Source organism: Pseudomonas sp. DSV-1, from assembly GCF_035830915.1.
Classification (GTDB): Bacteria; Pseudomonadota; Gammaproteobacteria; order Pseudomonadales; family Pseudomonadaceae; genus Aquipseudomonas.
This window is the reverse complement of record NZ_JAYMYG010000001.1, coordinates 759,544-779,248: the sequence shown is the minus strand read 5'-3', so window position 1 is coordinate 779,248 and position 19,705 is coordinate 759,544. Positions and strand designations below refer to the sequence as shown.

17 protein-coding genes and 1 other RNA gene are annotated in these 19,705 nt (G+C 59.2%); 2 read left to right on the top strand and 16 right to left on the bottom strand.

Annotated features, from left to right (window positions below):
• Positions 1–40: 40 nt before the first annotated feature.
• The 16 genes from ftsA to rsmI all read right to left on the bottom strand — a co-directional run bounded on the left by ftsA (position 41) and on the right by rsmI (position 17,287).
• Positions 41–1,300, bottom strand: coding sequence for a cell division protein FtsA (gene ftsA, locus VSQ83_RS03695; protein WP_133078926.1), 1,260 nt, complete (start codon positions 1,298–1,300; stop codon positions 41–43).
• Between the two features lie 15 nt (positions 1,301–1,315).
• Complete coding sequence (locus VSQ83_RS03690; protein WP_019823789.1) at positions 1,316–2,182, bottom strand: cell division protein FtsQ/DivIB; 867 nt, start codon at positions 2,180–2,182, stop codon at positions 1,316–1,318.
• A 4-nt stretch (positions 2,183–2,186) separates the two neighbouring features.
• Positions 2,187–3,143: a D-alanine--D-alanine ligase gene (locus tag VSQ83_RS03685; protein WP_133078925.1), complete on the bottom strand. Its 957-nt coding sequence runs from the start codon at positions 3,141–3,143 to the stop codon at positions 2,187–2,189.
• The gene (murC, locus tag VSQ83_RS03680) at positions 3,140–4,600 is read right to left on the bottom strand and encodes a UDP-N-acetylmuramate--L-alanine ligase (protein WP_133078924.1); all 1,461 of its coding nucleotides are present in this window, start codon (positions 4,598–4,600) and stop codon (positions 3,140–3,142) included. The genes VSQ83_RS03685 and murC overlap by 4 nt, the downstream gene beginning before the upstream one ends.
• On the bottom strand, positions 4,593–5,663 hold the full coding sequence (gene murG, locus VSQ83_RS03675) for an undecaprenyldiphospho-muramoylpentapeptide beta-N-acetylglucosaminyltransferase (RefSeq protein WP_326425322.1): 1,071 nt from the start codon (positions 5,661–5,663) through the stop codon (positions 4,593–4,595). The genes murC and murG overlap by 8 nt, the downstream gene beginning before the upstream one ends.
• Positions 5,653–6,867 (bottom strand): putative lipid II flippase FtsW, encoded by a 1,215-nt coding sequence (gene ftsW, locus VSQ83_RS03670; RefSeq protein WP_133078922.1) that lies wholly within the window; start codon positions 6,865–6,867, stop codon positions 5,653–5,655. Before ftsW ends, murG begins: the two co-directional genes overlap by 11 nt.
• On the bottom strand, positions 6,864–8,210 hold the full coding sequence (murD, locus tag VSQ83_RS03665) for a UDP-N-acetylmuramoyl-L-alanine--D-glutamate ligase (protein ID WP_133078921.1): 1,347 nt from the start codon (positions 8,208–8,210) through the stop codon (positions 6,864–6,866). Before murD ends, ftsW begins: the two co-directional genes overlap by 4 nt.
• A 5-nt stretch (positions 8,211–8,215) precedes the next feature.
• Positions 8,216–9,298, bottom strand: a complete 1,083-nt coding sequence (gene mraY, locus VSQ83_RS03660) for a phospho-N-acetylmuramoyl-pentapeptide-transferase (protein ID WP_133078920.1) — start codon at positions 9,296–9,298, stop codon at positions 8,216–8,218.
• On the bottom strand, positions 9,298–10,665 hold the full coding sequence (locus VSQ83_RS03655; protein WP_326425320.1) for a UDP-N-acetylmuramoyl-tripeptide--D-alanyl-D-alanine ligase: 1,368 nt from the start codon (positions 10,663–10,665) through the stop codon (positions 9,298–9,300). Before VSQ83_RS03655 ends, mraY begins: the two co-directional genes overlap by 1 nt.
• Positions 10,658–12,121, bottom strand: coding sequence for a UDP-N-acetylmuramoyl-L-alanyl-D-glutamate--2,6-diaminopimelate ligase (locus tag VSQ83_RS03650; RefSeq protein ID WP_326425317.1), 1,464 nt, complete (start codon positions 12,119–12,121; stop codon positions 10,658–10,660). The genes VSQ83_RS03655 and VSQ83_RS03650 overlap by 8 nt, the downstream gene beginning before the upstream one ends.
• Positions 12,121–13,869, bottom strand: coding sequence for a peptidoglycan D,D-transpeptidase FtsI family protein (locus tag VSQ83_RS03645; protein ID WP_133078917.1), 1,749 nt, complete (start codon positions 13,867–13,869; stop codon positions 12,121–12,123). The genes VSQ83_RS03650 and VSQ83_RS03645 overlap by 1 nt, the downstream gene beginning before the upstream one ends.
• A complete protein-coding gene (gene ftsL, locus VSQ83_RS03640) occupies positions 13,866–14,159 on the bottom strand; it encodes a cell division protein FtsL (RefSeq protein WP_133078916.1) in 294 nt (97 codons plus the stop codon). Before ftsL ends, VSQ83_RS03645 begins: the two co-directional genes overlap by 4 nt.
• Positions 14,156–15,103: a 16S rRNA (cytosine(1402)-N(4))-methyltransferase RsmH gene (gene rsmH / locus VSQ83_RS03635; RefSeq protein ID WP_019823810.1), complete on the bottom strand. Its 948-nt coding sequence runs from the start codon at positions 15,101–15,103 to the stop codon at positions 14,156–14,158. The genes ftsL and rsmH overlap by 4 nt, the downstream gene beginning before the upstream one ends.
• Positions 15,100–15,555, bottom strand: coding sequence for a division/cell wall cluster transcriptional repressor MraZ (gene mraZ / locus VSQ83_RS03630; protein ID WP_019408593.1), 456 nt, complete (start codon positions 15,553–15,555; stop codon positions 15,100–15,102). Before mraZ ends, rsmH begins: the two co-directional genes overlap by 4 nt.
• 356 nt (positions 15,556–15,911) lie before the next feature.
• An RNA gene (gene rnpB / locus VSQ83_RS03625) (RNase P RNA component class A) lies at positions 15,912–16,265 on the bottom strand.
• Positions 16,266–16,405: 140 nt separating this feature from the next.
• Entirely contained in the window at positions 16,406–17,287 is an 882-nt protein-coding gene (gene rsmI, locus VSQ83_RS03620; protein ID WP_374105684.1) for a 16S rRNA (cytidine(1402)-2'-O)-methyltransferase, read from the bottom strand.
• Positions 17,288–17,495: 208 nt separating this feature from the next.
• On the opposite strand from rsmI, the gene VSQ83_RS03615 reads away from it, so the two are divergent.
• Both VSQ83_RS03615 and VSQ83_RS03610 read left to right on the top strand, forming a co-directional pair.
• On the top strand, positions 17,496–19,268 hold the full coding sequence (locus VSQ83_RS03615) for a penicillin-binding protein activator (protein WP_219260913.1): 1,773 nt from the start codon (positions 17,496–17,498) through the stop codon (positions 19,266–19,268).
• Positions 19,268–19,633: a YraN family protein gene (locus tag VSQ83_RS03610; protein WP_133078944.1), complete on the top strand. Its 366-nt coding sequence runs from the start codon at positions 19,268–19,270 to the stop codon at positions 19,631–19,633. The genes VSQ83_RS03615 and VSQ83_RS03610 overlap by 1 nt, the downstream gene beginning before the upstream one ends.
• The last annotated feature ends 72 nt before the right edge of the window (positions 19,634–19,705 follow it).

The following is a 19,705-nucleotide window of genomic DNA, read 5'->3' as shown; positions in this document are numbered from 1 at the left end:
GCCTACTTCTACCGCTTTGAATCTTTTTACAGCTCAAGCTTTAAAAGTTGCCCTGCACCCAGCGCTTCAGGCGCTCAAGCACAGGGGCTTTTTGTTCGTCACTGCTGTAGTTGTCGCGGTTGCTGATACCCGATATGGAAATACCGTCTGACTGCTTTTGCAGTCCGTACAGCAACAAGCCCACAGCGGTGGAGTAAATCGGATTGCGCACAACGTCGGTCAAGCCCTTGAAGCTGTGCGGCACGCCCAGGCGAACCGGCATGTGGAAGATCTCTTCGGCCAGTTCGACCGCGCCTTCCATCTTTGAAGTACCACCGGTCAAAACGATGCCTGCAGGGATCAGGTCTTCGTAGCCGCTGCGACGCAGCTCCGCCTGGATCAGGGTGAACAGTTCGTCGTAACGCGGTTCGACCACCTCGGCCAACGCCTGACGCGACAGCTCGCGCGGTGGACGATCGCCTACGCTCGGCACCTTGATGGTTTCGCCGGCGCCAGCCAGCTTGGCCAGTGCACAGGCGTAACGAATCTTGATTTCTTCGGCATATTGGGTCGGTGTACGCAGCGCCATCGCGATGTCGTTGGTCACCTGATCACCCGCAATCGGGATCACTGCCGTGTGGCGAATCGCGCCTTCGGTGAAGATCGCGATGTCGGTGGTACCGCCACCGATATCGACCAGGCAAACGCCCAGTTCTTTTTCGTCATCGGTCAGCACCGAGTAAGCCGACGCCAGTTGCTCGAGGATGATGTCGTCCACCTCAAGGCCACAGCGGCGCACGCATTTCTCGATGTTCTGTGCAGCATTCACGGCGCACGTCACTACGTGAACCTTGGCTTCCAGACGCACGCCCGACATGCCCAGTGGCTCACGAACGCCTTCCTGGTTGTCGATCACGTAGTCCTGCGCCAGGGTATGCAGCACGCGCTGGTCAGCCGGAATCGCGACGGCCTGGGCAGCGTCGAGTACGCGTTCAAGGTCGGCCGAGCTGACTTCGCGATCCCGAATCGCCACGATGCCGTGGGAGTTCAGGCTGCGGATGTGGTTGCCGGCAACGCCGACAAACGCCGAGTGAATCCGGCAACCGGCCATCAGCTGCGCTTCTTCGATGGCGCGCTGGATCGATTGCACGGTGGACTCGATGTTCACCACCACGCCTTTCTTCAGGCCCCGGGACGGATGCGTGCCAATACCGACGATCTCGATAACGCCGTCTTCACCGACCTCGCCCACCAGCGCAACCACCTTGGAGGTGCCGATATCGAGGCCGACGATCATTTTTCCGCTTTGCACATTTGCCATGGGTCCTGCCTCTTCTTAATTCTTCGCGACAGCGGGTTGGGCTATCGTGGGTGCCACAGGTTCCCGCCAGCCGACGGCCAATCCGTTGGCATAACGCAAATCGATGCGCGCTATGTTTGTAATCTGTTCTTTCAGCGTTTTTTCATAGATGGCTATGAAGCGACGCATTTTTTCTACCAGATGATCGCGCCCCAACAGCAACTCGATCCCTGGCCCTGCACTGCCGGCTCCGGTGGTCAGGAACCAGCTACCGCGCTCACGCAATTCCAGCCGGGCAATTGAAAAACCCATCGGACGCAGCATCTGGCTCAACACCTGATACTGCTGCATCACTTGCTGCTGAGCCCGTTGTGGACCAAACAGCTGCGGCAAATGCTCATAGTTGGCCAGCTCACGCGGGGTGAACGCCTGGCCCTGGTTGTTGAGCAGTGCTTCATCACCCCAGCGAGCGACCGGCAGTTGCTCTTCAAGGCGAATCACCACCTGGTCGGGCCATACACGACGAACTTCGGCGTGGGCGATCCAGGGCATTTGCTCAAGCTCGGTGCGCATGCCTGCCAGGTCTACTGTGAAGAAGCTCGCCGCCACATACGGAGCGATACGCTGCTGCACGGCTTGCTGGCTGATGTAAGTCAAATCACCCTGCACGTTGACATTGGTGATCGGCCGATCTGCATACGGCATCAAACGCTGTGCACCTTCGTAGGTGCCATAACCCAGAGCCACCAGCAGTACCGGCCAGAACAAGGCTTTCAAAAAACCAAAATTGGCTTTTGGCAAACGCACCGACATCGGCTCTTTCGCCACCATCCGGCTGGCGCCACGCGGCACCGGCTTGCGGCCGGGAGCAGGTGGTTGATGACGAAGCGATGCACCTTGCATGGACTTAACCCCGCGCCTCTAAGCTTGCCGCCAGAATCGACAGCACCAACTGTTGAAAGTCCAGACCCGCCGCCTTGGCCGCCATCGGCACCAGGCTGTGATCGGTCATGCCCGGCGCGGTGTTGACTTCCAGCAGCCAGAACTGGCCTGCGGTGTCCTGCATCACGTCCAGGCGGCCCCAACCGGCAATGCCGATCGCCTCGCAGGCTTTCGCCGTGAGGTCCATGAGCTCTTGTTCCTTGGCACTGTCGAGGCCGCACGGGATTCGATACTGGGTATCGTTGGCCACGTACTTGGCGTCGTAGTCGTAAAAGGTGTGCGGCGTACCCAGGGCAATAGGAGGCAACACCTGGTCACGCAGGGTGGCGATGGTGAACTCAGGACCCGAGATCCATTGTTCAACCAACACTTGCGAGTCGTACTTGCTGGCATCGGCCCAGGCGACGATCAACTCGTCAACATTATTCACCTTGGCCATACCGATACTTGAACCTTCATGTGCCGGTTTGACGATCAAAGGGAAGCTCAGTTCCTTGGCTGCACAAATACAGTCGGCTTCGCTGCTCAACACGGCGTGACGCGGCGTTGGAATACCCAGGCTGTGCCACACCTGCTTGGTACGCAGCTTGTCCATGGCCAGGGCCGACGCGAGGATGCCACTGCCGGTGTAGGGGATGCCCAGGCACTCCAGCAGGCCTTGCATGCTGCCGTCTTCACCGCCACGGCCGTGAAGGATGATGAACGCACGGTCGATCTTTTCGTGGGTGATGCGGGTGATGAAGTCATCGCCCACATCGATACCGAAGGCATCCACACCGGCGCTTTGCAGCGCACCCAGTACGGCATTGCCCGATTTCAACGAGACTTCACGCTCAGCGCTTTTGCCGCCGAACAGCACCGCCACGCGGCCAAAATCGGCAGGGGCAATGGTCGAGAACAGGTTGGCGTAGGCAGCAGTCATTTCAACTTTCCTTCACTGGTAGCAACAACAGCACCGGCGAACAGCGGGCTCTTGATAAGTTGCGGTGCCAGACGGCCTATATCGCCTGCCCCTTGGCACAACAGGATGTCGCCGGCGCGCAGCAGCGGCTTGACGATCGGCGCCAGCTCAACGCCGCGCTCGATGTAGATCGGGTCCAACTGACCGCGCTGGCGGATGCTGTGGCACAGCTGGCGGCTGTCAGCGCCCGGAATCGGCTCTTCGCCGGCCGGGTAGACTTCCATCAACAGCAATACGTTGGCATCGGCCAGCACCTGGACGAAATCGTCGTACAGGTCACGGGTACGGCTGAAACGGTGCGGCTGGTAAACCATCACCAGACGGCGCTCCGGCCAGCCACCGCGTACGGCCTTGATGACCGCTGCGACTTCCGTCGGGTGATGACCGTAATCATCGACCAGCATCACGCTGCCGCCTTCAACAGGCAGCTCGCCGTACACCTGGAAGCGACGACCCACACCCTCAAAACCCGACAAGCCCTGAACGATGGCTTCATCGCTGATGCCTTCATCGCTGGCAATGCAGATGGTTGCCAGGGCATTGAGTACGTTGTGGTTACCCGGCATGTTCACCGACACGTCCAGCGGCTCGCGGTCCGGGCGCAGCACAGTGAAGAACGTCTGCATGCCTTGCTGGCGAACATTGATCGCGCGCACGTCAGCCGCTTCACTGAAGCCGTAGGTGACGGTCGGACGCTTGACCAGCGGCAGGATTTCACGCACCACCGGATCGTCCAGGCACAGCACGGCCAAACCGTAGAACGGCAGGTTGTGCAGGAACTCTACGAAGGTCTTCTTCAGCTTGTTGAAGTCACCTTCATAGGTCGCCATGTGGTCGGCGTCGATGTTGGTGACCACTGCAACCATTGGCTGCAGGTGCAGGAAGCTGGCATCGCTCTCGTCAGCTTCGGCAATCAGGTAACGGCTGGTGCCCAGCTGTGCATTGGTGCCAGCTGCATTCAGGCGACCACCGATCACGAACGTCGGGTCCAGGCCACCGGCCGCGAACACCGAAGCCAGCAGGCTGGTCGTGGTGGTTTTACCGTGTGTACCGGCAACGGCGATGCCGTGGCGATAGCGCATCAGCTCAGCCAGCATCTCGGCCCGAGGCACTACCGGAATACGGCGCTCCAGGGCAGTCGCGACCTCAGGGTTGGAGGTATTAACGGCACTCGACACCACCAGCACATCGGCGTTGGCGGCGTTTTCGGCGCGGTGACCGATAAAAATTTGCGCACCGAACGACTCAAGACGCTCGGTCACAGGTGATGCATTCAAGTCCGAACCCGACACGTCATAACCCAGGTTCAGCAACACCTCGGCAATGCCGCACATGCCCACACCGCCGATACCGACAAAGTGGATACGACGGATGCGACGCATCTCGGGTTGTGGCATAGCTTTTTGATTCTCAACCATTGGCCACCTCCAGGCAGATATCTACAACGTTGCGGGTCGCATCAGGTTTGGCCAGGTGGCGGGCATTGGCCGCCATGCTGTTCAGTCGTTCCGGTTGCATCAAAACCTCTGTCAGGCGTGCAGCCAGTTCGGCTGCGCCAGTTGTCGCTTGCGGCATCAGGAAGGCTGCGCCCTCGCGTGCCAAAAAGTCGGCATTACGGCTCTGATGGTCGTCAATCGCGTGGGGCAAAGGCACCAGCAGCGAAGGCAGACCGGCCGCAGCCAGTTCACTGACGGTCAGCGCGCCTGCGCGACAAACCACCAGGTCGGCCCAGCCATAGGCATGGGCCATGTCTTTGATAAAAGGCTGCACATCAGCCTCGACACCGACCGCGGTGTAGCGCTCGGCTGTAATCTGGTCATGCTGCTTGCCTGCCTGATGGAACACGTCAGGACGAACGTCAGCCGGCACTTTGGCCAAGGCTTCAGGCAACAATTTGTTCAGCGGCTCAGCGCCCAGGCTGCCACCCAGCACCAGCAGGCGCGCCTTGCGCCCTTCCAGTGCGGCCCGTGGCGCAAGGGAGAACAGTTCAGGACGTACCGGGTTGCCGGTGGTACGCAGTTTGTCGCAGGCCGCGAAGGTTTCAGGGAAGGCTTCGCACACGCGACGGGTCATGGGCACAAGCAGACGATTGGCCGTGCCGGCTACCGCGTTCTGCTCGTGAATGATCACCGGCACACCGCAGATTTTGGCTGCCAGACCGCCAGGTCCGGTCACGTAGCCACCAAAGCCCAGCACACACACCGGCTTGAGCTGGCGAATGATCTTGCGCGCCTGAAACAGCGCATTGAGCAGCACAAAGGGCGCTTTGATCAGCGACAGTTTGCTCTTGCCCCGCAAGCCCGCGACATTGATCAGGTGCAGTTTGAAACCAGCAGGTTCAACCAGTTCGTTCTCGATGCCACGGGGAGTACCGAGCCAGTGCACGGTGTAGCCCCGAGCTTCGAACTCGCGGGCGCAGGCCAGCGCCGGGAACACGTGGCCGCCGGTGCCGCCCGCCATGATCAGCACATTAGCGCCCATGGGTCGGCTCCTCATCGAAGTCGCTTTCTTTGAAATCGGTCTCTTCGCTACCCAGGTGGGTTCGACTCTCCCACTCGATGCGCAGCAACAAGCCCATGCACACACAGCAAATCACCAGCGAGCTGCCGCCATAACTGAGGAATGGCAGGGTCAGGCCCTTGGTGGGCAGCAAACCGACGTTTACCCCGATATTGATCAGGAACTGGCCGATCCACAGGAACGACAAGCCGTACGCCATATAGGCCGCGAAATACTGTTTGGCGCGCTCGGCCCACAAGCCGATGTACATGCCGCGAACACAGACGAATACAAACAGGCCCACGGTCAGCAACGAGCCGACTACGCCCAGCTCTTCAGCCAGCACCGAGAACACGAAGTCGGTGTGCGCTTCAGGCAGGTAGAACTGTTTTTGCACGCTGTTACCCAAACCGACGCCAAGCCACTCCCCGCGACCGAACGCGATCAGGGCCTGGGTCAGTTGGTAGCCGGAACCGAACTGGTCGGACCACGGGTCGGTGAACGTGATCAAGCGCGCCATCCGGTAAGGCTGCGCCTGGACCAGAACAAACACCGCACCCACCGCCAGCGCCACCATCAGGGCGAAGCGGAACAGGCCGACACCACCCAGGAACAACATGGCAGCCGCCGCGCCCATCATTACAACCGTGGCACCGAAGTCCGGCTCCATGAGCAGCAGGCCAGCCATAGGCAGTAAAACGATGAAAGGCTTGAAGAAGCCCATCCAGCTCTCGCGAACTTCTTTCTGCTGGCGCACCAGGTAGCCCGCGAGGTAGATCACCACGAAAACTTTGGCGATTTCGGAAGGCTGCACGTTAAAGAAGCTGAACCCGATCCAGCGCATGGAGCCGTTCACTTCACGCCCGATACCTGGAATAAGCACCATCACCAGCAAGCCAAACGCACCGATCAGCAACAACCAGCCCAGGCGTTGCCAGGTCGCAATCGGCACCATCATGGTCATGATGCACGCGCCCAGACCGAGGACGATGTAAAACAGGTGGCGGATCATGTGGTACAGCGTGTTGCCCGACTGCAAGGCGGCAACTTCGGACGACGCCGAAGTAATCATCACCAGCCCAAGACCGAGCAGGGTCAGGCAACCGGCCAGCAACGGAAAGTCGAGATCGATGCCACGGCCCGTGATCAGCGGCGAAGGATAAGGCTTGAGGATGCCGAAAATCATGCCAACACCTCCACGGCACGGGCAAACAAATGGCCGCGCTCTTCATAGTTCTTGAACATGTCAAAACTGGCGCAGGCAGGCGACAGCAGTACCGCATCGCCAGGCTGGGCCAGCGCACGGCTTTGCTCGATCGCTTCGTCGAGGGAACTGACCCGCACTTGTGGCACCGAGTCGCCCACCGCCTCTGCGATCAAGTCGGCATCACGGCCCATCAGCACGACGGCACGGCAGTACTTGGCGACCGAATCACGCAGGCCGCTGAAGTCGGCACCCTTGCCGTCACCGCCAGCGATCAGGATCAGCTTGCCGTCCATGTCCATGCCCAAGCCATCGATGGCAGCCAGTGCTGCACCGACGTTGGTGGCCTTGGAGTCGTTGTAGTAGCTCACGCCATCGAGCTCGCGTACCCACTGGCAGCGGTGTTCAAGGCCGGTGAAATTGCGCAGGCTTTCCAGCATGGCATCGAACGGCAAGCCCACGGCGTGACCCAGTGCCAATGCCGCGAGTGCATTGGCCTGGTTGTGAGCGCCACGCACCTTCAGTTCGCGAACCGGCATCAGGTTCTGAAATTCAAAGGCGAGGTATTTTTCGCCGTTTTCTTCACGCAGGCCAAAAGCCTTGAAATCCGGCGCACTGAGGCCGAAGGTCCAGCACGGCTGACCTTCACTCATCAGTGGGCGCGTCAACGCATCCTGACGATTGACCACCACTTGCCTGGCACCACGAAAAATCCGGTGCTTGGCCAGGTGATAGGCAGGCAGGCCGCTGTAGCGGTCCATGTGGTCTTCGCTGACGTTGAGCACGGTGGCCACTTCAGCGCCCAGCTGGTTGGTGGTTTCCAGCTGGAAGCTCGACAGCTCCATCACGTACAGCTCGATGTCATCGCTCAGAAGATCCAGTGCCGGCGTGCCGAGGTTGCCACCGACCGCCACGCGCTTGCCGGCTGCTGCAGCCATCTCACCGACCAGCGTGGTCACTGTACTTTTGGCGTTGGAGCCACTGATTGCAACGATAGGCGCCTTTGCGTTACGCGCGAACAGGTCGATGTCACCCGACAGTTTCACGCCACGGGCCGCCGCTGCTTGCAGGGCCGGGGTTGCCAGTGCCAGGCCGGGACTCACGTAAAGCTCGTCGGCACGGCACAGGAATTCGACATCCAGTTCGCCACAACGCACTTCCACTTGCGGGTAGTCACGGCGCAGCGTGGCCAGCTCCGGTGGATTTTCCCGCGTGTCTGCCACGGCAAACGACACGCCCCGCTGCGCTAGAAAGCGCACCAGGGACATGCCGCTCTTGCCGAGGCCGACAACGATGCGGAAGTGGTCAGAAGCGATCAGAGACACAGGTTCTACCTCAGCTTCAACGTGGCAAGACCGATCAACACGAGGATCACGGTGATAATCCAGAAGCGGACGATCACGCGAGGCTCGGGCCAGCCCTTGAGTTCAAAGTGGTGATGAATCGGCGCCATGCGGAACACCCGCTTGCCGGTCAACTTGAAGGACGCTACCTGGATCACCACGGACAGGGTTTCCATCACGAACACACCGCCCATGATGAACAGCACGATTTCCTGACGCACGATCACCGCGATGGTGCCCAGTGCCGCGCCCAGCGCCAGTGCGCCGACGTCACCCATGAACACTTGTGCCGGGTAGGTGTTGAACCACAGAAATCCGAGACCGGCGCCAATCAGCGCACCGCAGAATACGATCAACTCACCGGCGCCCGGGACATACGGGATCAGCAGGTAGTCGGCAAATTTCACGTTGCCCGACAGGTAGCAGAAGATACCCAGCGCACCGCCCACCATCACGGTCGGCATGATCGCCAGGCCATCCAGGCCGTCAGTCAGGTTGACCGCGTTGCTGGACCCGACGATCACGAAGTAGGTCAGTACAACAAAGCCGATACCCAGCGGGATACTGGCGTCCTTGAGGATGGGCAGGATCAGGGTGGTTTCGACTGCGCTTGGTGCCGTCACGTACAGGAAGATCGCTGCACCCAGACCAAACACCGACTGCCAGAAATACTTCCAGCGGCTCGGAAGGCCCCGGGAGTTTTTCTCGATGACCTTGCGATAGTCATCGACCCAGCCAATGGCGCCGAACAGCAGGGTCACGATCATCACGACCCACACATAACGGTTGCTCAGGTCAGCCCACAACAGGGTACTGACAGTGATCGCAGACAGAATCAACGCGCCACCCATGGTCGGGGTGCCGGATTTGGACAAATGGGATTGCGGGCCGTCGTTACGGACCGATTGGCCGATCTGACGGTTTTGCAGGGTGCGGATCATCCACGGCCCCAGGCACAGCGACAAGGTCAGCGCGGTCAGCACCCCGAAAATCCCCCGCAGGGACAGGTACTGGAAGACCGCGAAGCCTTTGTAGAACTGTTGCAGATACTCCGCTAGCAGCAGCAGCATTAATGTTTCTCCCCGCTGGAACCGCACAAAGCCGCAACGACGTTTTCCATCGCAGCGCTGCGCGAGCCCTTGATCAAAATAGTGGTGTTTGTTTCGTGCTCAGCGCGAAGCGCCTTGATCAGGTCAGCCTGATTGGCGAAGTGACGAGCCTGGTGTCCAAATGCTGTGACGGCATGAGCCATCATGGGTCCCACCGCATAGAGCGCTGAAACTTTGTCGGCGGCATAAGCGCCTACTTCACGATGTCCTTGCTCCGCCCACTCACCCAGTTCGCCAATATCTCCGAGCACCAGGACGGTGCGGCCGGAAAAGGCGGCGAGTATATCAACGGCAGCGCACATTGAGGTGGGGTTTGCGTTGTAAGTGTCATCAATAATTCGCAGGCCATCAGCGGTCAGTTGCGCAACCGCGCGACCTTTGACCGGCAACACGGCTTCAAGGCCGGTTTTGATGCCAAACAACGAGATACCCAGGGCATGGGCAGCCGCTGCGGCCGCCAATGCGTTGGCCACGTTATGGTTGCCCAGCAGGTTGAGTTGAACCGGTTCGACCCCCAGTGGACTGTGCAACTTGAAGCCCGGGCAACCCCGTGGGTCACGGGTCAGATCGCTGGCATGGAAGTCGGCCTGGGGGTTTTCCAGGGCAAAGCTCAGCACTTTGCGCCCCGCTGCACGGTTCTTCCAGATGGCGAATGCCTTGTCATCCAGGTTCAGTACAGCGATACCGTCAGCATCCAGGCCTTCAATGATCTCGCCCTTGGCTTCAACGATTTTTTCCGGACCGCCAAACTCGCCCACATGGGCTGTGCCGGCATTGTTGAGCACGGCAACATGAGGTTTGGTCAAGGCCACGCTGTAGGCGATTTCGCCAACACGCGAAGCGCCCAGCTCAATGACTGCAGCCGTATGTTCGGTGCTCAGTTCAAGCAGCGTCAGCGGCACACCCAGATCGTTGTTCAGGTTACCTTTGGTCGCCAGTACCGGACCACGGGTACGCAGAATGCAGGCGAGCATTTCCTTGACGGTGGTCTTGCCACTGGAGCCGGTAATGGCCGCAACCGGTTTGTCAAAGCCGGCACGATTGAGCGCGCCCAACTGACCCAGCGCTTCTCGCGTGTCTTTGACCACCAGCTGAGGCAGTGCCGACTCAGGCACTTCGCGCTCGACCAGGGCGGCAACGGCGCCCTTGGCAGCCACTTCATTCAAATAATCGTGGCCATCAAAGCGTGGACCGGTCAGGGCAATAAACAGCTGCCCCTTGGTAATTGCACGACTGTCGATGCTGACGCCATTGAAGCGGCAGTCCGCTTCAACCAGGCGCCCCTGCAGGGCAGTAGCCACTTCACTCAGCAACAGAGGCTTAAGCATGGGCAGCCTCCCAGGTATTCAGGGCTTTCTCGGCTTCTACCAGGTCAGAAAAATCATGGCGTTCGCCGTTGATTTCCTGATAGTCCTCATGGCCTTTACCGGCCAGCACAATCACGTCTTCGGCGCTGGCAGCGGCGATCAATTGAGCAATGGCATCATCGCGACCAGCGACAAAGGTGACGCTTTGTGGCGCGGTAAAACCAACACGAATGTCATCAAAGATCTGCGCGGGCGCTTCTGAGCGCGGGTTGTCGTCTGTGACCAACACACCGTCAGCCAGACGCTCAACCACTTGCGCCATCAATGGACGCTTGCCGCGATCTCGATCGCCGCCGCAGCCGAACAGGCACAGCAATTTGCCTTTGGCGTGTGGGCGCAGAGCCAGCAATACTTTTTCCAGAGCATCCGGGGTATGGGCGTAGTCGACCACCACCAGCGGTTTGGTGCCGCCGCCCAGGCGCTGCATGCGCCCGACCGGACCTTCAAGTTTCGGCAGCACGGCCAGAATTTCATCCAGCGCGTAATCCAGACCCAGCAAGGCACCTACAGCGGCCAGTACGTTGCTCAGGTTGAAGCGCCCGAGCAAGGAACTGCGCAGTAGGTGCTCGCCTTGGGCCGTCACCACGGTGGCGCGAACGCCGTCGTCATCGAAGGTCGCATCGCGGCAATACAGCGTGGCACTGCTGTCTTCAAGGCTATAAGTGATCAGGCGCGAACCGTGCTTTTCAGCGGCCAGCTGGCGACCGAACTCATCATCCAGGTTCAGTACGCGGCAACGCAGGTCCGACCAGGCAAACAGCTTGGCCTTGGCAGCGGCATAAGCCTCCATTGTGCCGTGGTAATCCAGGTGATCACGGGACAGGTTGGTCAGCACGGCAACGTCGAACGCCAATGCGCTGACACGCCCCTGATCCAGGCCATGGGAGGAAACTTCCATCGCGACAGCCTTGGCACCGGCCTTTTTCAGGTCGGCCAACATGGCCTGAACGGCAATAGGGTCTGGCGTGGTGTGGCGACCGCTTTGCAGCGCGCCATAAAAACCCGTGCCCAGCGTACCGACGATGCCGCAGTGCTGGCCCAGCAGGTCCAGTGCTTGCGCTACCAACTGGGTGACGCTGGTTTTACCGTTGGTGCCGGTCACGCCAACCAGATTGAGGTGACGGCTCGGCTCACCATAAAAGCGCCCGGCGATATCAGATAGCTGAGCCGCCAGACCTTTGACCGGAATCAGTGGAACAGAAGTGATTGGCAGTACATCTGCCCCCTCTACTTCATAGGCAACCGCAGCTGCGCCGCGTTTCAACGCGTCAGCGATATGTTCACGACCATCGAGCTTGCCGCCGGGTACCGCAAGGAACAGATCACCTGCGCGTACATTGCGACTGTCGAGAGTCAATTCACGAATCAGCAGATCGTGGCCGGCGTGAGGAAAAATCTTGTTCAGGCTCAGGGACATTAGCCGCGCCCTCCTTTGGCTGCTGCCGCAGCAGCGGCTGCTTGTTGCTCCGCTGCCGTCGGCAGGTTATCCGGGGTCACGTTCATCAGACGCAGAGTGCCGGACATGACTTTGCTGAATACCGGAGCGGAAACCAGACCACCGAAGTAGCCCGCCTTGCTCGGTTCATCGATCACTACAACGATCGCGTAACGCGGGTCGCTCATGGGGCCGAAGCCGGCGAACAGGGAACGATAAGAGTTCACTGCGTAGCCTTTGACGCCGCCGGAAGATGTTTTACGCGCTGTACCCGACTTGCCGCCAACGTGATACGCCGGCACCTTGGCACGCCATACACCGCGAGGGTTTTCGATCACTTCCTGGAGCATGCCCTGCACCGTTTTGGCGACTTGTTCGGGCATGACTTGAGTCGCATCTACAGGCTTGTCCTTGTCAGTCTTGAGCAGGGTCAGCGGGGCAAGCTTGCCGTTGTTGGCCAATGCCGAAAACGCGTGAACCAGCTGGATAGCGGTGACGGACACGCCGTAGCCGTAAGACAGGGTCGCGGTTTCAGCCTTGCGCCACTCGCGGTAGTTGGGCAGGTTGCCGACACGCTCACCCGGGAAACCCAGGCCGGTGTCTTGCCCCAGGCCCATCTTGGCCATCTGGCGGAAGATCGCTTCGCCACCGATATCGAAGGCAACCTTACTCATGCCCACGTTACTGGAGTTGATCAGGATGCCGGTCAGGTCGAGGACCGGACCTTCGGAACGGGATACGTCACGAATGGTGTACTTGCCCAACTGCAGGGTGCCCGGATAAACCTCTACCTTGTCGGTAGGCTTCCAGCGCCCGGTTTCCAGCGCAGCACTCATGGAGATCGGCTTGACCGTCGAGCCCGGCTCGAACACATCGATCATGGCGCGGTTACGCATCATCGCCGGTTGCAGGTTGCGACGGTTGTTGGGGTTGTAGGTGGGCTGGTTGACCATGGCCAGAATCTCGCCGGTCTTCACATCCATGATCACCAGGCTGCCAGCCTTGGCGCCGTTCTCGACCAGCGCATTGCGCAGTTCGCGGTTGGCCAGATACTGCAGGCGCAGGTCAATCGACAACGCCAAGGTCTTACCTGCCTTGGCGTTTTTAGTCACTTGCACGTCTTTGATCAGACGCCCGCGCCTGTCCTTGATCACTTGCCGCTTGCCCGGAACCCCGGCCAGCCACTCGTCATAGGCCAGCTCGACGCCTTCACGACCTTTATCGTCGATATCGGTAAAGCCGACCATGTGCGCCGTCACTTCACCGGCAGGGTAAAAGCGGCGGAACTCTTCAATGCCATAAACACCCGGCACCTTGAGGTCGAGCACAACCTGGCCCTGCTCTGGGGTCAGGCCCCGAACCAGATAGATAAATTCTTTATTGGCTTGCTGCTCCAGGCGCGCCGTCAGCACTTTGGGGTCTTGCCCAAGCGCGTGCGCCAAGGCTGGCCAACGGTCTTTGGCAACCTGCATTTCCTTGGCGTTGGCCCACAGGGTCGTCACCGGCGTACTCACGGCCAGCGGCTCACCATTGCGGTCGGTAATCAGGCCACGGTGTGCAGGAATCGGGATATGCCGCAGGCTGCGAGCATCGCCCTGCCCCTTGAGGAAGTCATGGTCGATCACTTGCAGGTAAACGATCTGGCACGCGATCGCGCCTACCAGCAGTGCCAGCAATGCCAGCACCACACGAAAACGCCACGGGTAGAGCGCGCCTTCGAGTTTGATCATGGCGCCACCATTCGAACTTCTGCTGCGCCTGGAATGCGCATTTTCAGTTGTTCGCTGGCCAATGACTCGATACGGCTATGGGCGGTCCAGGTGCTTTGTTCGAGAATCAAACGCCCCCATTCTGCCTGCGCCTTGTCCCGCACACTCAGCTCCCCGTACAGGGTGTTGAGCAACTGACGGTTCCAGTGGGCACTGTAAGAAACGCCCACAGCCGAAACCAGCACGCCAAGAAATAGCAGCAGCATGAAAAAACTTCCGCCGGGAAGTGGTTTGGCGAAGAGCTTGTTCAACGAAGCTTCTCCGCGACGCGCATTACAGCGCTGCGCGAACGTGGATTGGCTTTGAGTTCGGCATCGGACGCGGTCTGGGCCTTGCCGTGAATTTTGATTTTCGGAACAAAAGCGACGTGCTGAACGGGCAAGCCGCGCGGCAGGTTGTCAGGCTCGCCCTTGACCAGTTTGCGCATGAACAATTTGACGATACGGTCTTCCAGGGAGTGAAAGCTGATCACCACCAGACGGCCGCCGATTGCCAGGGACTCCAATGCAGCCTCAAGGCCAGCCTCAAGGTCACCCAGTTCGTTGTTCACGTGAATACGCAAACCCTGGAAGGTACGGGTTGCAGGGTGCTTGCCCTTTTCCCAGGCCGGATTGGCCACTTTCAAGACTTCAGCCAGATCACCGGTGCGCTCAAACGGCTTGATGTCTCGACGCTCTACCACCGCGCGAGCCATACGACCGGAAAAGCGCTCTTCGCCATATTCCTTGAATACGCGGGCAATTTCTTCCTGGGATGCCGTGTTGACGAACTCGGCAGCGCTGATGCCGCGGTCCGGGTCCATACGCATGTCCAGCGGGCCGTCATTCATGAAGCTGAAACCGCGCTCCGGATCATCAAGCTGAGGCGAAGACACGCCCAGGTCGAGCAGTACACCGTCGACCTTGCCGGCCAGACCGCGATCGGCAATTTCGGATCCCATTTCAGCAAAACTACGCTGCACAATAACAAAGCGGCCGTCTTCGGCCGCTAGCGCTTGCCCTGTGGCAATCGCCTGTGGATCTTTATCGAACCCGAGCAATTGCCCCTCGGGGCCCAGCTTCTGGAGTATCAGGCGGCTATGTCCGCCGCGACCGAAGGTGCCATCCAGATAGCATCCATCAGGACGTACGGCGAGAGCCTCTACGGCTTCGTCAAGCAGTACGGTGATGTGGTTGAAGCCGCTATCTATAGTCACAGGATTAAATCACGCAGTTCGTCAGGCATCGCGCCCGGTTGTTGAATGGCTGCAAGGTCAGCGGCAGAAACAGCTTCCCAGGCATCCTCGTCCCACAGTTGAAACTTGTTTAGCTGGCCTACCAACATCGCGCGCTTATCCAACTTGGCATATTCACGCAAACGTGGTGGCACCAGAAAACGACCGCTGCCATCGAGCTCAAGATCGACGGCGTTACCAATCAACAGACGTTGCAAACGGCGGTTTTCTTCACGCAACGAAGGCAGCGCCCGAAGCTTGGTTTCAATCAATTCCCACTCATCAAGCGGGTACACACACAAGCAGGGATCTACCGCATCAATGGTCACGATCAATTGCCCGGAACTTCGCGAAATCAGCTCGTCACGGTACCGACTCGGCATTGCGAGACGGCCCTTGGCATCGAGACTGATTGCGTTGGCTCCGCGAAACACTGATCGCATCTCCAAATATTAGCGTTTTACGTCTAGAAAACCCACTTTATGCCACTTTCCACCACTTATGCACACTATAGGAATGCGCCCACCACACCGTCAAGGAGCGGTCCACAGGAAAAGCCTTACATAACTGAGATTTAGGAGGGTAAATAGACGTAGAACAGTAAGCGGAGAGGTATTTTGACTAGCGACGCGCTGCAAATTCAAAGCCCTGGACTTCAAACTTAAAGTAGTTTGTTAAGAGCAAGAGCTTTTCTGCATTACGTCGGAAAATTGTCTTACGAAAAATAGCGGGGGATAAACCGATTGCGAGTGTAGCAATCTGCTTGCAGGGCAAGCAGAAGAGAAAAAAGGTGGAGAGTCGATCTGTAAGCCGGGTTCTGTCGTGAACAGTCATTCGTCTACGATGGCCATCACTGGACATCTTTAGCAACCTACCCGGTCCCAGCGCGGGCCACACCTTGGGACCCTATTTGGTCTTGCTCCAAGTGGGGTTTACCTAGCCACGAACTGTTGCCAGTCGTGCGGTGCGCTCTTACCGCACCTTTTCACCCTTACCGGCGCCGAAGCGCTTAGGCGGTTATTTTCTGTGGCACTTTCCGTAGGCTCACGCCTCCCAGGCATTACCTGGCACTTCGCCCTATGGAGCCCGGACTTTCCTCCCCCCCCTAATTTTCATAGAGGGCAGCGACTGTCCAATCGACTCTCCGGCGCGAAGATTAACTGTACAGAGCGTATAGAACAAGCGTTAAACGCCGCAAGGCAGGTTGAATTGCCTGAGTTGCGGCCTTTAGTCACGGGGCAATACATACAAAGATATCAAAACGCCATCACCCGATATCAATTGTTACTCCGCTTTCTGCTTTTCAAGTGCAACTTGGTACAAGACGTTTTTGCGTTCACCGGTTATTTCAGCGGCAAGTGCAGCCGCACGCTTGAGTGGCATTTCTTTAAGCAGCAAGTCGAGAATACGCATCGCCTCGCTACTGACCACTTCATCTGTTTCTGGCGCAGTCCAGCCGGCAACCAGAACTACGCACTCGCCGCGCTGCTGATTAGTGTCGCCTTCAACAAATGCACGCAACTCGGACAGGGGCAAACCCTTGAGTGTTTCGAACGTTTTAGTCAACTCGCGCGCCAGCAATGCCGGGCGCTCTGGCCCGAATACCAGCTCAAGATCTTGCAGGCATTCAAGAATGCGGTGCGGCGCCTCGTAAAAGATCAGCGTGCGGGGTTCTTCCTTCAGCAACTCCAGACGCGAACGACGTCCGACAGCCTTGGCAGGCAGGAACCCTTCGAAAATAAAGCGATCAGAAGGCAGCCCTGCCGCAGACAGGGCCGCGATCAAGGCGCAGGCACCCGGTACAGGCACAACCTTGACCCCCGCCGCTCGCGCCTGACGCACCAGGTGATAACCCGGGTCGGAGATCAGCGGCGTACCCGCATCAGAAATCAGTGCAACATCTTCACCGGCCAGCAAACGCTGGATAAAGCGGCTGCCCTCATCACGTTCGTTGTGCTCGTGACAGGCGCCCAGCGGCGTTGAAATACCAAAATGCTGCAGCAGGCGCAGGGAGTGGCGCGTGTCTTCGGCCGCAATCAGTGACACGTCACGCAATACCTTGAGCGCACGCGCACTGATGTCGTCCAGGTTACCGATGGGCGTGGCCACCACATAAAGTGAGCCAAGAACGGAATTCAAATCACCTGGAGCAGTCAAAACGCACACCTCATAAGAGTTAAAGGCGCCATTGTAGCGCGTAGAGCCCTCTTGAACGCACCCACCCTGCAGGCCGCAGAACGCCATGCAGGCAAACTTTCACCTGCACAACGTACAGATCACATCTAAATTCAGGCTTTATTGCCTCTAACATCGCGCCCCGGCCAGTGCTTGGGTACACTTCCCCACTCATTTGATCGAGTATCAGGAACACTACATGATCGCTTGCCTGCGGCTGTTCACTGCCCTCTGCCTCGCTGCCCTGTTGGCGGCTTGCGCCAGCTCGCCCTCGTCCAGCCTTGGCGAACTTCCACGGACCCCGGACGCCAGTCTCGAGCAGTTGCTCCAGCAGGCATCCGAAACCACCAATCCGGAAAAGGCCGCCCTGTTGCGCCTTTCGGCAGCCGACCTCGCCCAGCGCCAGCAGAATACTGCGCGTGCAGCGCAAATTTTGGCTCTGGTACCAATGGATCAACTCAAGCCTGCCCAGCAAGTGTTTGCCAGCACGCTGGCAGCCGAGCTGGCGATGAGCCGCAATGACCACAAGTCCGCGCTGGCCGCCTTGAACCACCCAAGCCTGTCGATCCTGGGCCAACTGCCAGCCGACCTGCAGGTGCGCACGCATACCGTCCATGCCCTTGCCCTCGAAGCTGACGGCCAAACGCTGGCGGCCGCACGCGAACGTACAGCAATGAGCCCGAACCTGACCGGCGACGCTGCCAATAGCAACAATGAAGCCATTTGGGCACTGGTGGCCGCCTTGCCGGTCGATCAGTTGCACGCGCAAAACAACGACGTGCTGGGTGGCTGGATGTCCCTGGCCCTGGCCATCAAGAGCGCGGGCACCCTGCAGGATCAGCAGAACGCCATTGATCAGTGGCGCGCGCAGAACCCAGCTCACCCTGCCGCCATCCAGTTGCCAGCCCCCCTGATCAAGCTCAAGGAACTGGCCAGCCAACCCCTGACCAAAATTGCCTTGCTACTGCCGCAGGACGGCCAGCTGGCCTCCGTGAGCAAAGCGCTGCGCGACGGCTTTATGGCTGCGCACTATCAGGCCCAGCAAGCAGGGCAAAACCCGCCAAGCATTCAGTTCTACAACAGCTCGCGCCTGACGTCCCTGGACGAGTTCTATCGCCAGGCACAAGCCGACGGCGTGCAACTGGTCGTTGGACCACTGGAAAAAAACCTGGTCAAACAACTCAGTGCTCGCCCGCAATTACCGATCACGACGCTGGCCCTGAACTATAACGAGGGCGCTCAAGGCCCGGCGCAACTGTTCCAGTTTGGTCTGGCAGCGGAAGATGAAGCCCGCGAAGTGGCTCGACGCGCACGCGCCGACGGCCTGACCCGTGCTGGCGCCATGGTGCCAGTCGGCGAATGGGGCGACCGGGTGCTCAAGGCATTCCGCCAGGAGTGGGAAGCACACGGCGGCACCATTGTCGGCACGGAACACATCGACAAGCCCGTAGCACTGGCCCAGCAAGTCGCCGACCTGGTGCAATTGCGCAAAGGCGGCGGCTCCGCGCAACCGACGCGCCGCCAGGACATGGAGTTCATCTTCCTGGCCGCGACCCCTCAGCAGGCACAGCAGATCAAACCGACCCTGAACTACCAGTACGCCGGCGACCTCCCGGTTTACGCGACTTCCCATGTATTCAGCGCCAGTGGCGACCAGAACCAGTACAACGACATGAACGGCATCCGTTTTTGTGAAACACCCTGGTTGCTCGATACAACCAACCCGCTGCGCCAACAAGTCACCGCACAATGGCCACAAGCGGGTGGCAGCCTGGGGCGCCTGTACGCGATGGGCATCGACGCCTATCGCCTGGCACCGAGCCTGGGTCAGTTGAAAGCACTGCCCGACACCCGGATTGACGGCTTGTCCGGCAGCCTGAGCATGAGCCCGGCACAGCGTGTCGAGCGTCGGCTGCCGTGGGCCGAGTTCGTCAATGGCCAGCCTCAACGCCTGCCTGCTACTCCCAACTGATGCCCGAGCGCTCAAGCCAGGACATTGGCAAGGATGCCGAGCGCATGGCGCTACGGCATCTTGAGCAACAGGGTTTGCGCCTGCTGGCGCAAAACTGGTCATGCAAGCGCGGCGAGCTGGATCTGGTCATGCTTGACGGCGATACAGTAGTATTCGTCGAAGTTCGTTACCGACAACACGCGCAATGGGGTGGCGCACTGGCCAGCATTGACGCACGCAAACGTCAAAAGCTGATACTTGCCGCCCAGCATTTTTTGCAGCGCCAGGCACGCTGGGCTGATCACCCGTGCCGGTTTGACGTGGTGACAATGGACAGCGCAACACCCCAATTGAACTGGCTACGGAATGCCTTTGACAGCCAATAACGCTGCCAGACCGATTCCAGCACCCTTTTTTAAACGATTTTGCTTTGCTTTGCTGGCTGCACATTCTTGTGC

Bases quoted from the DNA above. Each gene is read 5' to 3' on its own strand.
- ftsW (WP_133078922.1), bottom strand. From the start codon at position 6,867: ATGATTTTCGGCATCCTCAAGCCTTATCCTTCGCCGCTGATCACGGGC.
- ftsA (WP_133078926.1), bottom strand. From the start codon at position 1,300: ATGGCAAATGTGCAAAGCGGAAAAATGATCGTCGGCCTCGATATCGGC.
- VSQ83_RS03685 (WP_133078925.1), bottom strand. From the start codon at position 3,143: ATGACTGCTGCCTACGCCAACCTGTTCTCGACCATTGCCCCTGCCGAT.
- VSQ83_RS03655 (WP_326425320.1), bottom strand. From the start codon at position 10,665: ATGCTTAAGCCTCTGTTGCTGAGTGAAGTGGCTACTGCCCTGCAGGGG.
- VSQ83_RS03645 (WP_133078917.1), bottom strand. From the start codon at position 13,869: ATGATCAAACTCGAAGGCGCGCTCTACCCGTGGCGTTTTCGTGTGGTG.
- VSQ83_RS03615 (WP_219260913.1), top strand. From the start codon at position 17,496: ATGATCGCTTGCCTGCGGCTGTTCACTGCCCTCTGCCTCGCTGCCCTG.
- VSQ83_RS03650 (WP_326425317.1), bottom strand. From the start codon at position 12,121: ATGTCCCTGAGCCTGAACAAGATTTTTCCTCACGCCGGCCACGATCTG.
- murG (WP_326425322.1), bottom strand. From the start codon at position 5,663: ATGGGCGCTAATGTGCTGATCATGGCGGGCGGCACCGGCGGCCACGTG.
- VSQ83_RS03690 (WP_019823789.1), bottom strand. From the start codon at position 2,182: ATGCAAGGTGCATCGCTTCGTCATCAACCACCTGCTCCCGGCCGCAAG.
- VSQ83_RS03610 (WP_133078944.1), top strand. From the start codon at position 19,268: ATGCCCGAGCGCTCAAGCCAGGACATTGGCAAGGATGCCGAGCGCATG.
- mraY (WP_133078920.1), bottom strand. From the start codon at position 9,298: ATGCTGCTGCTGCTAGCGGAGTATCTGCAACAGTTCTACAAAGGCTTC.
- murC (WP_133078924.1), bottom strand. From the start codon at position 4,600: ATGGTTGAGAATCAAAAAGCTATGCCACAACCCGAGATGCGTCGCATC.